General features: G+C 64.0%; 12 protein-coding genes. 4 read left to right on the top strand and 8 right to left on the bottom strand.

Translation table 11 applies throughout. The annotated features are described in order from the left end of the window. Nucleotides 1-18 precede the first annotated feature (18 nt). Both AB7C87_RS20370 and AB7C87_RS20365 read right to left on the bottom strand, forming a co-directional pair. Nucleotides 19-954 (bottom strand): Vms1/Ankzf1 family peptidyl-tRNA hydrolase, encoded by a 936-nt coding sequence (locus AB7C87_RS20370; protein ID WP_369731344.1) that lies wholly within the window; start codon nucleotides 952-954, stop codon nucleotides 19-21. A 102-nt stretch (nucleotides 955-1,056) separates the two neighbouring features. Next, nucleotides 1,057-1,443: a DUF5802 family protein gene (locus AB7C87_RS20365; protein WP_369731343.1), complete on the bottom strand. Its 387-nt coding sequence runs from the start codon at nucleotides 1,441-1,443 to the stop codon at nucleotides 1,057-1,059. Nucleotides 1,444-1,799: 356 nt separating this feature from the next. On the opposite strand from AB7C87_RS20365, the gene AB7C87_RS20360 reads away from it, so the two are divergent. From AB7C87_RS20360 to AB7C87_RS20350, 3 genes are all read left to right on the top strand, one after another. Beyond that, nucleotides 1,800-2,792 carry a hypothetical protein gene (locus AB7C87_RS20360; RefSeq protein ID WP_369731342.1) on the top strand — a complete coding sequence of 331 codons (993 nt, stop codon included), beginning with the start codon at nucleotides 1,800-1,802 and terminating at the stop codon, nucleotides 2,790-2,792. Nucleotides 2,793-2,859: 67 nt separating this feature from the next. Further along, nucleotides 2,860-3,519 (top strand): ArsR/SmtB family transcription factor, encoded by a 660-nt coding sequence (locus AB7C87_RS20355; RefSeq protein WP_369731341.1) that lies wholly within the window; start codon nucleotides 2,860-2,862, stop codon nucleotides 3,517-3,519. 131 nt (nucleotides 3,520-3,650) lie between these two features. Next, entirely contained in the window at nucleotides 3,651-4,247 is a 597-nt protein-coding gene (locus tag AB7C87_RS20350) for an HdeD family acid-resistance protein (protein WP_369731340.1), read from the top strand. Between the two features lie 324 nt (nucleotides 4,248-4,571). On the opposite strand, the gene AB7C87_RS20345 is transcribed toward AB7C87_RS20350, so the two are convergent. The 5 genes from AB7C87_RS20345 to AB7C87_RS20325 all read right to left on the bottom strand — a co-directional run bounded on the left by AB7C87_RS20345 (nucleotide 4,572) and on the right by AB7C87_RS20325 (nucleotide 10,397). Then, nucleotides 4,572-6,257: a bacterio-opsin activator domain-containing protein gene (locus tag AB7C87_RS20345; RefSeq protein WP_369731436.1), complete on the bottom strand. Its 1,686-nt coding sequence runs from the start codon at nucleotides 6,255-6,257 to the stop codon at nucleotides 4,572-4,574. A gap of 35 nt (nucleotides 6,258-6,292) precedes the next feature. Continuing rightward, nucleotides 6,293-6,757, bottom strand: a complete 465-nt coding sequence (locus AB7C87_RS20340) for a response regulator (protein ID WP_369731339.1) — start codon at nucleotides 6,755-6,757, stop codon at nucleotides 6,293-6,295. A gap of 255 nt (nucleotides 6,758-7,012) precedes the next feature. Then, entirely contained in the window at nucleotides 7,013-9,307 is a 2,295-nt protein-coding gene (locus tag AB7C87_RS20335) for a DNA polymerase domain-containing protein (RefSeq protein WP_369731338.1), read from the bottom strand. Continuing rightward, nucleotides 9,304-9,717, bottom strand: a complete 414-nt coding sequence (locus AB7C87_RS20330) for a DUF8156 family protein (RefSeq protein WP_369731337.1) — start codon at nucleotides 9,715-9,717, stop codon at nucleotides 9,304-9,306. Before AB7C87_RS20330 ends, AB7C87_RS20335 begins: the two co-directional genes overlap by 4 nt. After that, complete coding sequence (locus AB7C87_RS20325) at nucleotides 9,717-10,397, bottom strand: hypothetical protein (protein ID WP_369731336.1); 681 nt, start codon at nucleotides 10,395-10,397, stop codon at nucleotides 9,717-9,719. The genes AB7C87_RS20330 and AB7C87_RS20325 overlap by 1 nt, the downstream gene beginning before the upstream one ends. A gap of 332 nt (nucleotides 10,398-10,729) precedes the next feature. On the opposite strand from AB7C87_RS20325, the gene AB7C87_RS20320 reads away from it, so the two are divergent. Next, complete coding sequence (locus AB7C87_RS20320; protein WP_369731335.1) at nucleotides 10,730-11,650, top strand: DUF5694 domain-containing protein; 921 nt, start codon at nucleotides 10,730-10,732, stop codon at nucleotides 11,648-11,650. A gap of 102 nt (nucleotides 11,651-11,752) precedes the next feature. On the opposite strand, the gene AB7C87_RS20315 is transcribed toward AB7C87_RS20320, so the two are convergent. After that, the gene (locus AB7C87_RS20315) at nucleotides 11,753-12,772 is read right to left on the bottom strand and encodes a Cdc6/Cdc18 family protein (protein WP_369731334.1); all 1,020 of its coding nucleotides are present in this window, start codon (nucleotides 12,770-12,772) and stop codon (nucleotides 11,753-11,755) included. Between the last annotated feature and the right edge of the window lie 1,480 nt (nucleotides 12,773-14,252).

Raw genomic sequence — 14,252 nt, 5'->3', positions numbered from 1 at the left:
ACGAGACGCCCGTTCGGATCACGGAATCAACAGAGCCGTCGTCCAGAACGAATCGACCGCGTCCTCGAGTGCCGATTTCGGACTCCCGGTCGCGTCGACGGCGGCGGTCGCGTCGGGCTCGAAGCTCGACTCGTCGACGAGCGTCTCGACGACGCCGCGCTGGCCGACCAGGTACAGTGGCTCCTCTGGTGGGCGCTCTCCGACGTACTCCGCGAGGGCCTCCCGACAGCGCTCGAGGTGGTCGTCGATCTGATCGTCGCGGATTCGCTCGAATCGCGCCTGTGAGAAGCCCCCCTTCGAGTGGCTTCCTTTGACGTCGCTCTCGAAGCCCCGGTACTCGATTCGTTCGTCGCCGTCGTAGACGCCGAGCGCGAACAGGTCGGCACGGACGAGTGCCAGGGCGTAGCGTCCGGTCGGCAGGAACCACTCGCGCTCGAGGTCGAATCGATCGTCCCACTCCGGTTCGACCGTCGGCACGACGGGCGGTTTCAGGGCGACCGAGACGAGACCGGCGTCGTCGACGCAGTACAGACACGGTGTGGCATCCTCGAGGAGGGCGACGCGCTCACCGAGGACGCCCTCGAGACCGACGCCGAGATCGCGAACCGCCTCGTCGGCGCCGATCGTCGCCGTCAGCGCGCCTTCGGGGCCGGTTCGAAACGACGAGAGCCGATCGACGGCCTCGGCGAGTTCCGCCCCGCCGATCCGATCGCGTCGTCGAAATTCGAGGTCGACGTCGTCCTCTCCGGCTCGCTCGAGTTCTCCCTCCAGTTGTGCGATTCGGTCCTCGAGACGGTTGATCCGCTCTTCGGCGTCCTGTCTCGCCGTCGTCGCCTCCGCGCGACGATCGGACTCGGCCTCGTAGCGCTTTCGCAGTCGCTCGTTTTCCTCCTCGAGTTCGTCGATGCGCTCTCTGAGCGATGCGCGTCCGAGCAACTCGTCGACGTCGAACATCCGGCCGTAGACGCGAAGCGGAGCTACTTTTAGGTTCCGGGGGAGCGATCGAAACTGTCGGCTTCAGCCGAGCCGGTGTCATCGTCCCGAGACGCCGTCGCGTCAGCCCGCGGTCTCGTCGTCGTGAGACGAGTCATATCCACCCGGTTGCAAACCCCCGGCGAACTCGAGTAGCTGTCGGGCGCGCTCGCGGCGGGCGAGAAACACCTCTTGGAGCGAGGGCGGGTTTCGAATCCGGGTTTCCTCGAGCATCGACTCCGGGACGGCGAGCGTGTTCGACGGAACGGCGTCGTCGCCGTGAACCGGGAAGTGGGTGGACTCGAGTTTCATCACCAGCGGCGCGTCGAGGCGCTCGACGCCGTCGCCGGTCGCGTACACCTCCTCGTTGATGCGTTCGTGTTGCGCTCGATCCATGACCACACTATCCCCGTCCGTTGGGGTCACGTACAATCGTCCGAGATAGTAGCTTCCGGAGAACACCTCGAACATGCTAACTAGGCACACGGTCCGGGACGGGATAACTATTTGCGAACAGATTTAAACAGTATCGCTATCAGTGTACTCGTTTCGAAACTCGTTGGTCCGCTCGGCCACCCGATCCGGCGCTCGAGTCGAGCATCCGTCGGATACGATAGCGTATCGGAAACGGTAAACGTCTCGTCTTCTCCAATCGGCAAACCAGCGATGATTTGGATTCTGTCACTATATATCGAGAGAAGATTATTGAATAAAAAGTCGTGAACGAAGCATGAACGCTTTTGAATACGCTCGTTTGTCGGCACGTTCGTGTAAACGGTTCGAACGACTGTCGCTCTTTTTACGTCGTTCGTGGGGAGCTATCTTCGATGAGATCCTCTCGGGTGATCGTCCTCCTCGTGATTGCGGTGGTGTGTGGGTTGACGGCCGCACCGGCCGCCGCCGGTGATTCTACGCCCCCACCTCTCGATTCGACGTCGAACGAGAGCACCGAACCCGGCGGAAACCTCTCCGTTTCGTCGTTCATGCAATCGAGTGCTGCCGACGCCGAGAATTCGGTCGAATCCGGCCTGTTCGAGACGAAATACGAGAACACAGAGGGTGAGGAACGGGCGGCGCTCGTCGCGGATCGAACGGCCGCCCTGGAGACACAACTCGAGGCGCTCGAGGCCGAACGCGAGGTACTCGAGGAGGCCGACGAGAACGTTTCCACCGGCGAGTACCGGGCGCGGGCGGCGAAACTCACTATCGGAATCGCGGCGCTCGAGCGCTCGCTCGAGCGAACCATCCCGCGAGCGAACGAAACGGGCGTCGACGAGAATCGACTCGTCGATCTCCGATCGAACGCCTCCGAACTCTCGGGCTCGGCGGTCGCCGCCGATGCGCGGGGGATCGCAGGACTTGGCCAGTTCGACGATGGTCCACCGGGACTCGCCGGCGACGGAAACTGGACGCCACCCGGCCAGAACGAATCGGCTCCCGGAAAAGACGGAAACTGGACGCCACCGGGACAAGCAGAGAACGAGTCGGTCGGCTCTGATTCCGCTCTCGACGCCGAGTACGACGATCATCCGGCCACCGGCTCGGACGGTGACTCGAGTTCGCCCGCCAGCGATACCGACTCGAGCGACGGAACGGCGGAGTCGGACGCCAACGCCGGCTCGGGTGACGACGATTCGAACGCCGGCGGGGTGGCCGACGACGTAACCCCGTCCGATGATACGGACTCAGCTGGCGACGCGATCCCGTCAGAAAACACGAACTCGGCCGACGATTCGATCCAACCCGGCGACGGCGGTCCACCGGACCGCTCCGGCGAAAACGAGAGGCAGGATGCTGATGCCGGCTCGAACGACACGTAGGTGTCCCGCGCGATCGACTTCGCTCGAGCAGACACCCTTTTCAGCGCCGACACCATACGCTCGCTCGATGGACTCCGCCGCGTTGTTGGATTTACTGGGAAACGAAAACCGGAGACGAATCCTTCGACTGCTCGCCCGGAAACCGTGTTACGTAACCGAGATTTCCGATTATCTCGGCGTGAGTCCTAAAGCGGTCATCGAACACCTCCGGAAGCTCGAGGAGGCGGGTCTCGTGGAGAGTCGGGTCGACGACCAGCGCCGAAAGTACTTTCACATCGCCCGGAACGTCCGCCTCGAGGTCAACGTCTCTCCGTACGGATTCGCGAGCAAGAGCGCCTACCCCGAAAACAGTAGCTTCGACATCACGACCTGTCGACACCTCACGCTCGACGTCTCCTGGGACAACGCGGACGAACTCGACGATCTGTTATGCACGCTCGAGGACCTCGAACAGCTCGAGAACGAACTCTCACTCGCCCAGCGGTGGGTACAGGGGCGACTCTGTGACGTCCTAGACGACATCTCCGAGACGGTCGGCGCCGGACCGGAGAGTCGAATTTACGCGGATCTCCTGGCGAGCGTCCGATCGGAACCCAAGTCCGTCGGCGACCTCAGCACTGACATCGGAGCCTCTCGTGACGTCGTCGCCGAACTGCTCGAGCGAATGGCCGACGAGGGGGTCGTTCGCCGAACGGAACGGGGCTGGGAACTGACGACGAATGCCTGATCATTCGACAACCTAAGATCGATCTTGGTGACCTCTCGACCATATTCTGGACCGATCAGCCGGTCGGACCTACTATAAAACCGCAAAATAGGTTTATGTCTTGACAGGCCGTATACATTGTCGGTGTTCTCATGAACTCAGTGACAGCAACCGACGAATCGTACGGCTACTCCCTCGAGCGCGGATGGCGGACGCTCGCCATCGCGGGCGGTGTGATCGGCCTGATCGGCCTCCTCGCGGTTGCGTTTCCGGTGGTTACGGGCCTTTCGGTAACGGTAGGACTCGGCCTTCTCCTCGTCATCGGCGGGATCGTCCACGGCGCACACGCGTTTACCGCACGCGGGTGGAGCGGCTCGCTCTGGCAGGTCGCCCTCGCCGTCGTCTCGATCGTTGCGGGGGCGATCTTGCTCGTGAACCCGGTCGTCGGGCTCGTGACCCTCACGATTCTGGTGATCGCGTACCTGCTGGTCGACGCCGTCGCCGAACTGTGGATGGCGATGCGAATGGACGACCAGCCCGGACGGGCGTCGGTTGCGGCGAGCGGGATCCTCTCGCTCGTCCTCGCCGGCCTCCTCTGGATCGGATTTCCCGCCGACGCGTCCTGGGCGATCGGCGTCCTCGTCGGCATCGGCCTCCTCGCGACCGGCCTCTCGATGGTCGTCGTCGCGATCACCGGTCGAAACGCGGCCAAATCGGCATCCGCCGCGACCGAACCGCGAAGCGCGTGAGTCTCACCCCCTCGCGCACCCAACACCCGTTCTCGACCGACGTACTGACAGCAAGCGGATGCGACGATCGTCGTCGAACGTCATCTCCTCGTGCTTACGAACTGTGGTCCTCACTGCACGTCTTGTACACCTGATCGACAGACGCATCGACGATCAGTGTGTGATACGGTCTGCTGTCAGTCATTTCCGGTGCGACTGTGACCCGTCCTGCGGTCGCACCGGTACATCGTTACAGCAAACCGTATGAATCGTTTCAGTTGTTACTATCGTTCCGGTAGTACCGACTCGCGTCGTGTCCGCTCGAGACGAACGCGACGGTGCGGTCTATCCCCCAAACACCGAATCGAAGAACTTCCGTTCGGCGGTTCGGAGGTGCTGGTTGAACGTCGCTGGCGCGATTCCGAGCCGGTCGGCGATCTCTTCGCCGGTACTCTCACGCGGCCAGTCGAAGTAGCCGGCGAAGTAGGCCGTCTCGAGTGCGGCCCGCTGTTTTTCGGTGAGTTCGTTCTCGAGCACGCCGGGAGTGCTCGCGTCGCTTCGATCGCTTCGCTCGGTGGTCCGCTGTGCGAGGTAGGTGGCGTCGGGGCGCTCTTCTCTGATGATTTCGATCATTTGTCGAGTGTCTCGCCCACGCGGGAGTTCGACGACGAAGCGGAACTCGCCGTCCTCGATCGTCGCGGAGTCGACTCGTCCGCCGTGTGTCGCGATCGACTCGAGCAACGACATCGCGGCGGGTGCGACGAGTTCGAACTCGAACTCGTCGCGTCTGACCGCCAGGAATCGAACGTCGTCGACGCCTTCGGCGGTCTCGACCACGTCGCGGAACGTCTCCTGTGAGACCTCGTGAGCCGAACCGTAGGCCAACAGCGTGTCGTCACCGCGGATCAGCTGTTCGATCTCGACGCGACAGGACTCCTCCTGGGAGAGTGCGATCAGCGGCTCGGCGAGTTCGTCGACTCGGAACTCGAGTTCGACGACCGCGTCGCTGACGAGTGCGTCCCGGCGCTCGATCGCCGTGATCGCGTGGGCGATGATGTCGCCGATGCGGGCGAGAATCGTCGTCTCGGGGCCGGTAAACGCTCGTGGCGACGACGAGTAGACGTTCAAGACGCCGTAGACGAGATCCTCGTGGACGATGGGGATCGCGACCGACGACTGATATCCGCGTTCTCTGGCCTCCTCGCGCCACGGCTCGTACTCTGGGGTCGTATGTACGTCGCTCATGACCTGGACCGATCCGGTCCGGATCGCCGTTCCCGAGGGTCCCTGTCCGGCCGGATCGTCCTCGTTGACCGTGATCTCGACGTTCTCGAGGTAGCCGTCTTCGACGCCAGCGGCCGCCTTGGGAACCACGCGGTCACTGCCGGGATTGACGCCGCCGATCCAGGCGAAACGGTAGGCATCGGATTCGGCGAGACGGTCACACACCCGTTGCTCGAGTTCGGCCCTCGTCTCCGTCGTGATCACGGCGTGTGTGATGTCGTGTCCGATCCGATTCAGCCGGTTTAGTGCCTCTAACTGCTCGCGTTGTTGGCGGCGTTGGCGTTTCTGTCGGGCCCGCTCGATCGCGTGGTGGATCGTCCGGACTAGCAACTCGCTCGTCACCTCGTCTTTGACGAGGAAGTCCTCTGCGCCTCGTTGAATCGCTCGAACACCGACTTGCTGATCTCTGAGTCCGGTCAACACGACGATCGGCGTCTCGTCACCTCGCTCGGAGACCGTCTCGAGCGTCCGCAACCCCTCGCTGTCCGGGAGGTTGAGGTCCAACAACACGAGATCGACCGGATCGGATTGTAACCGATCGAGACCCTCCTTGAGACGCGTCTCGCGGACCGTCTCCGGCGGCTGGTCGGCCGATTCGTCGGTACTGACGCGCTGGGCGAGCTCTTCGGTGTTTTTGAGCATCTCCTCGATCAGACGAGCGTCGCCCGGATTGTCCTCGATCAGTAGAATCTGGAGCCCTTCCGCCCGTCGCTCGGTTTCGGTCTCCTGGCTCTCTACCCCGTCGATTCGCTCGGCCGTGTCGGTTCGTGTATTGGAATCGTTCACGACCGATCGACCTCGGGTGGCAGTCTGACGACGGAGAACCAGAACTTCTCGAACGCCCGCACGGCGTCGATGAACTCGTCGGGATCGACCGGTTTCGTGAGGTAGGCGTTTGCGTGTAGCTCGTATGACTTGACGATGTCCTCCTCGGCGCGAGAACTCGTCAGAACGATCACCGGGATCGACCGGAGATTTCGATCCTTCTTGAGTTCCTCCAGGACCTCCTCTCCGTCGGTCCGCGGCAGGTTGAGATCTAACAGGATGAGATCCGGACGCGGGGCGTCCTCGTAGTCGCCTTCCCTGGCGAGAAACTCGAGGGCCTGATTCCCGTCGGAGACGACGTGAAGGTCGTTCTCGATCCGCCCCTGTTTGAACGCCTCCTTCGTTAGCCGAACGTCTCCTGGATTGTCCTCGACGAGAAGGATCTGTGCTCGCTCGGGCGTAGTGTGTCCGGACGTGCTCATGAGTTATCGTGTATCGATCCCGGTCGTAGACGTCTGTACCGTCGGGAGACACCGATACGCCCGTACGCGCGGTCTCCCTCCCAGCGAGTCGAACGCGTCCATGAATCGATTGCCATTCAAAAGTCGATTCCGAGGTATAAATGTGGTGCCATATGTTCGGTTTGTGGACACTCTCCCCCGCTGGAAACTGGCGGTACAGCAAACGTCTCGCGGGTTCTGTCGTTCGGGACGGGGGCCTCACTCGCCTCGTCCAGATTACAGCGGACCGTCTCGCTCGTGAAACGCCGTCAGTGGGACGTCCCGTCCGTCCCGCAGGGCGGAGCGGACCCGGCGTCGGTCCCACCCGAACGGCGAGACGACGCTCTCGCAGGCGCGGACTATCGCCGTCGCATACCACTCGGCGTCGTACGCGGTTGGCTCCTCGAACGGAAGTCGAACCCGACCCGGGCCATCAGTGTCGTCGTCGACGACGACGTATCGGACCGATTGACCCGGCGAACGCTCGAGCCCCTTCGACTCGTAGCGCTCGAGCGCCGCGACCGATCGCGTCCGCCGGTCGTAGGCCTCGAGCGGCTTCGAAACCCGGTTCGTAACGACGAGATCCGCGGGATCGACCGACCCGGATCGAAGCTCGCCAAGCCGTCGATCGAGCGCGTCACAGACGGCGGCCGGCTCCCGTTCCCGGTCGAGGACCTCGATGAATTCGCGTTGACTCTCCGCGACGAGCGCCGGCGTGCTCCGCTGGCGACACTCGAGTCCTCGGATCTTGTAGCCGCCGCCGTTTCGCTTTCCGAAGTACTTCGTGAGCGCGCCCGCAGGCGCGGACTCCGCTGTCGTCCTCCCCGCGGAACTCTCTCTCGTCGTTCCCTCCGAGGTACTCGTCCCCGTTGTCCCCTCTGGGGCCCCCATCCTCGCGGCCGAATCGCGACGGGGAACGAAACAGACCCACTCGTAGCGCCCGTCGTGTTCGAGTTCGATCCCGACGGCGTCGGTGATCTCGGCCGCGACCTCGTCGATCGGCGTCGGTTCGTCCACTCGAGGAGTCACCCAGAGGCTGTCGACGATCCCGTGAACGATCCGCCAGCCGGCGTCCTCGAGGTGCCGTTTCGCCTCGAGTGCGATCTCGCGGGCGTAGGCGTTGATCGCTTCGTGACACTCGATCCGTCCGAACTTGGCGTTTCGGTACCCCTGGTAGCCGAAACAGGAGACGAGCACCCACTTGATCGCGCCCGACTCGCCGCGCAGGCGGGCGGCTTCCTCCTCGGGCGGATCGGCGGCCAACCGCCGCTTGCGCGCCGCCCGGTCCTCGAGCAGGGGCTCGAGAACGGCGGGGAGAAACCCGTCGTCGCGACAGACTCGGTACCCGAGTTCCGGGACGCGGTGTCCCTCTCCGCCGAGTCCGTCGTTTTCCTCACCGGTCCCAGAACGGGGGTCGTCCCGACATCCGCAGTCGACTGTCTCGGGGCTCACGTTGTGCTCACAGATGATCCGCGGATACAACGACGCGAAGTCGATCTCGTGGACGTCCTCGTGGAAGCCGACCTCGGGCGCGAACGTGAACCCGCCGCGGTCGGCCGCGTGTAGCGTCCGGACGTCGGTGAACCGCTCGGGTTCCCACTTGTTCCAGGGCGCGAGGACTCCCCGGTCGCGAGCCAGCCGAATCTGCCTCGAAGTCAACAGCGTTCCGATGCTTCCCCACGCCGCTTCCTGTACGGGCCGGCCCGTCTTCTCGACCATGTACTCGAGTCCGGCCAGTCCCGATTGGTGCCAGAGAAAGCTGTTCGACTCGTCGACGATCGCCCGGCCCGGAACGCGATAGCGCGCCGGGGAGTGGCCCACGCGCCCGTAGCTCTCGTAGGTGTTCTCACCCGCCAGCCGCGTCCACCCCGGGAGACGCCCGAGGTGAAACCCCTCGAGTCCGTGTTCGGTCGCCCGCTCGTCGAGAAGCGGGATCAGCTCCGCGTGGCTCACCACGAGGACGTCCGGATCGTCGCACTCGAGGCGGTCCTCGAGCGTTCGAAGCACGCCGACCGCGTCCGCCTCGCCGTTACCGACCGGTTCGCCTTCGACCTGTAACGCCGAGACGTCGCCGTCCCCCAGCGCCGGTTCCGAGAGTTCGATCGACAGCGTTCGAAGATCACGACCTGGATTGGGATCGATCCCGCAGTCGAGACAGTACCTGAACCCGGGTGACAGATCGACGTCGAAAAGCCGGAACGTCCCCGGTGCGTACGCCTCGCGCTCGTAGACGCCGCGGATCTCGCGGGCTAACGTCCGCACCTCACCGACGCGCTCGAGGTCGACGCGGAGCATCCGGCTCCGGTCGCCGGCGTGGGCCTCGTGAAGATCCGTCGCTAGGCGCTCACACCCCGTCGCGACGACTTTGGGATCGGACTCGAGGCGCTCTCGCAGATTCGAGAGCGCACCGTCGGGACCCGACACGGACAGCGACGGCTGATAGTCAGTGACGAGCCGGAACTCGGCCCCGGCGTCGGTCAGCGTCCACTCGCGGACGGTGTCACCCTCGAACTCGAACGTGTACGGACTCATTCGCTCTCGTCCTCTCGCGTTCCGTCGCCGTCCGTCGGGTTCCATGCTCTACCCGTTCCGCCGCCGTTCGCCGGGCTCCCACCTTCTCGCGTTCCGCCGCCGTTCGTCGGGCTCCCACCTTCTCGCGTTCCGCCGCCGTTCGTCGGGCTCTTGCCCGAACCGCATCGACACGCACACTCCTCGCGAAGCCGACGCAACTCGGCTTCGTGGGCGAGCAACAGCGACAGCACGAGCGCCCGTTCCGGATCCGGCGGGTTCGCGTATCCGGCCGCGTCCGCGAATCCGCGGGCGCGGTCGAACAGCCGATCGAAGTCCGACTGGTACTCCCGGCGCAACGCCCGTCGCATCGGCTCCCACTCGGACTCCAGCGCCCGAATCGCGTTCCGGTAGGTGGGGTTCGTCCGCCCCATCAGGGAGTCACCTCGAGCAGTCCGCGATCGTGGGCGGCGACGACGGAATCCAGTCGGTCGACGGTTCCGCAGACGTCGGCCCAGTAGGGAATGGTCGTCTGCCACCAGTCCCCGTGCCAGTACCCCTCGGTCGCGGCGTTCCCGTCCGGCCCGACCAGGCGAAGTCCTTCGCGCGTGTGCAGGCACTCGATCGTCGTCCGTGCGTACTCGCCGACTGTCGACGCCCGCTCGTCGTCGGCGCTCGTGACGACGACGGGACAGCCGAGTACCTCCCCCAGTTCCGACAGCGTCTCGAGCGTCGATGCGACCAGCTCCTCGCGTTCGTACCCGGGAACGTCGGAATCGTGGTAGAGCGAGGCGACGTTCGGCGCGACGATCAGCTCCGTCCGCGGGTCGGCCCGTCGGACGACCTCACGGACCAGCGAGTGGTGCTGATAGGCGGTAAACGCCCGCGCGACCCGGAGTCCGGAGAGCGTGCGGGCGCTCGAGGCGCAGTCGTATAGGACGTGCGTCGAGGCCGTATTGCGCGCGTCGATCCAGTAGGCCGTCCGACCGGATGCATCGGCCAGCCGGCGAGAGACGAGTCGATGAACGACGGTCGACCGCGGTTCGGACGTCTCGAGCAGTACCAGTCCGTATTCGTCGCCGAGCGGTTCCCCGCACACTGTGGAGTCGGACATAGACTGGTGGTCGACGGAACGGCACATAAGCGACGGTGTGCGGTTTCCGATTTTCCGAAACGAATCGGATCGGTCGAATTCAGCGGCTCGAGCCGCCCTCTCGTGGATATCTGTTCACTTTCCGAAATTCCGAAACGTGGTGTTCGTCGTGAAGTAGCTTTCGCCGAGGTGTTCACTCGCCAACTCGTCACGATGTCATATCGTCGTCGCCTGCCTCTTTCCGAGCGAACCACGATGAATCGAACACGCGAAACTGTTCACTTGCACGGACCCGACCGCTTCGCCGACTTCGACACCGACGAGATGCCCACCACGTCTGTCTCCGCCGACCGATGAACGCCGAACTCGCTCTCGCTCGCCGGAAATTCCTGGCGACGGCGACGATCGGTTCCGCGGCGGGGGTCGCCGGCTGTACCAGCCCGACCGCCCGCGAGTCAGGTGACGGAGCCGACGACGGGCGGTCCGCATTGCGGGCGGGGAAACGGCGCGTCATGCTCTTCGGATCGACGCACCTCCAGCACACGGACGACGGCGACGGCGGAAACGTCTTCGCGGTCGATCCGGGTGACGTCCTCGGGGAGGACCGCCAGCGGGAACTCGCCGATCTCGCCGGTCGGCTCGCGGAGTGGGAACCCGAACGAATCGCCGTCGAGTGGCCGTCCGCCGAGCAGGAGGCCCTCGACGACGCGTACGCGAGCTATCGAGACGGTGACCTCGGGTCGCTTCCGGAGCGCCTGGATCCGACCAGCGAGATCGTCCAGATCGGGTTTCGGCTGGCCGACCGTCTCGATCACGAGCCGCCGGCGGCCGTCGATTATCCACAGAACCTGACCGCGTTGCTCGATTCCGAGGAGACGCCGCCGTCGCTCGAATCGTTGCTCCCGGACCCCGCCGACGTCGCGTATCCCCTTCCCGCACTCGAGGAGACGATCGCCGAGGATCAGCGACTACTCGACGAGGGTACGTTGCTCGAGTATCACCGTCACCTCAACGATCCCGACCGGGCGCGGTGGAACGACGAACTGCTCTTTGCCGCGGCGTTCGAGGGAAGCGATCTCGGCGAGTACGCCGCGACGAGTCTGTTGACGGCCTGGTACCAGCGCAATCTCCGGATCACGACTAATCTCTGGAACGGCGTCGACGACGAGCGGGTGTTGCTGGTGATCGGCGCCTCTCACGTTCCCGGCCTCCGGCACCTGTTGACGTTCGCGCCGATGTTCGTGCCGGTATCACCACTGCCGTCTCTCGAGTAACTGGTCCGGCCGTACCGATGCATCGGCGTTCGACCGCACGGTGTTCGACTACGACCGACACCCGACCGCAAGGACGAGCGGTCCGAGACCGGCGAGACGCACTCAGCTCCCGCCAACCTCCTCGTCGACCACCCGGTAGGTCCGACCGCGGCGCTTGCCGACGGCCTCGATCAAATCGTAGTGGACCATCTTGGTGAGGTAATTTCGGAGCGTCCGTCTGGTTTTGGGTGTTTCGACCCGGCGTTCGTACGTGGCGTAGAGCTCGCCCGGCTCGATCTCGCCGGCGTCGGCGATCACGTCGTACAACACCCGCTGGTGTTCGATCAATCCCTCGAGCGTTCGTCGTCTGACGGCCGTCCGCCCGGTCGGAATCGCCGCTTTCAGGACGGTATCGGTGATCGACCTCTGGCTCTGGCGTTCGGCCCGCAGGGCCGCCGACCGGAGGATGCCGATTCCGACGCGGGCGTCACCCGAGGCGGCATCGGCGATCGTTCGCAACTGTTCGTCCCCGATGACGTCGGGCTCGAGCGCTTTCTCGGCTCGTTTCTCGAGGATCGCCGCCAGCTCGTCGGTGCCGTACCTGTCGAACCGGACCCTCGAGCCAGCGCGAAGTCGCGAACGGACGCGGTCGTCGAAGCCGGCGAAGAGTTCGTCCTCGCGGTTGGCGATCATCACGAGCGAGACGTGAGAGAGCCGATGTAAGTCGTACAGGGCACCCGTCTCCTCGAGCTGGTCGACTTCGTCCAGAATAGCGACGACGGGACGGTCGTCCGTCGTCGATAGCCGACCGAACAGTTCGTCTTTCGGCGTCGATCGGTGGACGTCCGTCGTCCGTCCGACCGACTCGAGGATGCTGTACAGTACTCGAAATCGTGTGTACTCCTGCCAGCAGTTGACGTAGGCGACCCGGACGTCCGGCTCCTGTGTACACAACTGGGTCAGTGCGTATCTGGCGATACAGGTCTTGCCGACGCCCGTCGGCCCCAGCAAGAAGGCGGGGTCGGGTCGCCGACCGTACACCAGCGGCTCGAGGGTCTCCGAGAGGAGATTCACCTCGTCGTGGCGGTGAACCACCTCGCTGGGCACGAAATCCTCGCGCAGGACGCGGTCGTCGACGATCACGCCTCGAGGGTTTCTCGGCGACCTCCTTAAGCCTCGCCGGGCCGTTTCCGAAACTTCCGATAGATTTGCTATCGTCGAATGTGGTTTATGGACTCGCCCGGTCCGGTGGCAACAGAAGTCCTGGCCTGACTCAGTGGAGAGCTGGCTCGAAACCCACACGATTGGAGCTTCCTACCGTTTGCGAGTGACCTCTTGCTATCGCGGCTGTCTTCCGTTTGCACTCTCGCTTGCGAATCAGCGCTCAGCACGAACTGATTTGCACTCGAGTGTGAGCGAGAACATTCGTTTCGACGGCGACTGTGATCTGCTCGAGGGCTGGGAATCGCACTCCCCATCGACAAACAGGGTGACACTGTCAGGGGGTCTGGCCTCGAGGCCGTCTTCGGGTAGTTCGTTCCTGCTATGCGGAAACCCCCCCCTCTTGCGTGCCGTGGCGCCCCCGGTCACGTACTCACCGTATCGACTTCCCGATACACTCCTCGGGTAGTCCAGAACTCTCGCCCACGGTTTCCACCGGCCGCCGTCGCGGTTCTCACTCCCTCCGGTCGTTCACGGGTCGTTCCTCCCCGTCTGCTCACGGGTATCTTGTGCCCGTTCGCATGGTTCGCGGGATCTTCGATCCCGCGCTATTCACAGTCGCGGTTCTCACTCCCTCCGGTCGCTCACGGGTCGTTCCTCCCCGCTCGCCGTCGCGGTTCTCACTCCCTCCGGTCGCTCACGGGTCGTTCCTCCCCGCTCGCAGTCGCGGTTCTCACTCCCTCCGGTCGCTCACGGGTCACGTTCGTTCCCCGTTCGCTTTTCCGCGGTTCTCGCTCACTTCGTTCGCTCCGAACCGCGCACGCTCCGAACCGCGCACGCTCCAAACCACCTTTCAGCGTGCGATCTGGTGTGCGATTGCGTGCATGTTTACAAACCGTCGCCTGCGGGAATCTCCCGTGTTCGTAGCTCACTCACTCTGAGTATCTACTCTACGCGCGCGGACGATCCCCCTCGCCGTGTCGGCCAGTCTGATACCCTCGCTCTCGCGGGAATCCCTTCTCGAGAGCCACTCGAGGTAAAAATCCCAAGCGAGGACACTGAAAACTACCGACGATCGATTCCGTGACGTCAGTCCGTGAGTCGACGTGGTCTCCCATCCGCGTTTCCTGCCCTCACACCGAGTCGTCGCAGGTTCGTTGGCGGTATCGGTTCCCCCGGCTCGTCCCCCAATTTCGACCGGAACGGGAGTCGATTGGGGGTGTCGTCGTTACTCGGATCGGCCGTGTAACGGCTGTGGGAATCGGGAGTTCGTAATTGCGACCGTCACCACCCACGCCAGTGTCCCCATCGATCACCTCCGTCGCCGTCTCGAGTCCACTCTATGCGACGAACGGTGTCCCAGGCGTCATCTCGTGGGTTTCGGTGTGCGTTTCGCACCTGGTAAATCGTATAGTGCGATATAAAATCGGTGTTCGCGAGGGATCGAATCCTCGTGACGGTC

It is taken from the genome of Natrarchaeobius versutus (genome assembly GCF_041205745.1).
GTDB lineage: Archaea > Halobacteriota > Halobacteria > Halobacteriales > Natrialbaceae > Natrarchaeobius > Natrarchaeobius versutus.
The sequence above is the reverse complement of the archived record's forward strand: the minus strand, read 5'-3'. Positions and strand labels throughout refer to the sequence as shown.

Coding starts and splice junctions, on each gene's coding strand:
- AB7C87_RS20370 (WP_369731344.1), bottom strand. CDS start 954: ATGTTCGACGTCGACGAGTTGCTCGGACGCGCATCGCTCAGAGAGCGC.
- AB7C87_RS20365 (WP_369731343.1), bottom strand. CDS start 1,443: ATGTTCGAGGTGTTCTCCGGAAGCTACTATCTCGGACGATTGTACGTG.
- AB7C87_RS20360 (WP_369731342.1), top strand. CDS start 1,800: ATGAGATCCTCTCGGGTGATCGTCCTCCTCGTGATTGCGGTGGTGTGT.
- AB7C87_RS20355 (WP_369731341.1), top strand. CDS start 2,860: ATGGACTCCGCCGCGTTGTTGGATTTACTGGGAAACGAAAACCGGAGA.
- AB7C87_RS20350 (WP_369731340.1), top strand. CDS start 3,651: ATGAACTCAGTGACAGCAACCGACGAATCGTACGGCTACTCCCTCGAG.
- AB7C87_RS20340 (WP_369731339.1), bottom strand. CDS start 6,757: ATGAGCACGTCCGGACACACTACGCCCGAGCGAGCACAGATCCTTCTC.
- AB7C87_RS20335 (WP_369731338.1), bottom strand. CDS start 9,307: ATGAGTCCGTACACGTTCGAGTTCGAGGGTGACACCGTCCGCGAGTGG.
- AB7C87_RS20330 (WP_369731337.1), bottom strand. CDS start 9,717: ATGGGGCGGACGAACCCCACCTACCGGAACGCGATTCGGGCGCTGGAG.
- AB7C87_RS20325 (WP_369731336.1), bottom strand. CDS start 10,397: ATGTCCGACTCCACAGTGTGCGGGGAACCGCTCGGCGACGAATACGGA.
- AB7C87_RS20320 (WP_369731335.1), top strand. CDS start 10,730: ATGAACGCCGAACTCGCTCTCGCTCGCCGGAAATTCCTGGCGACGGCG.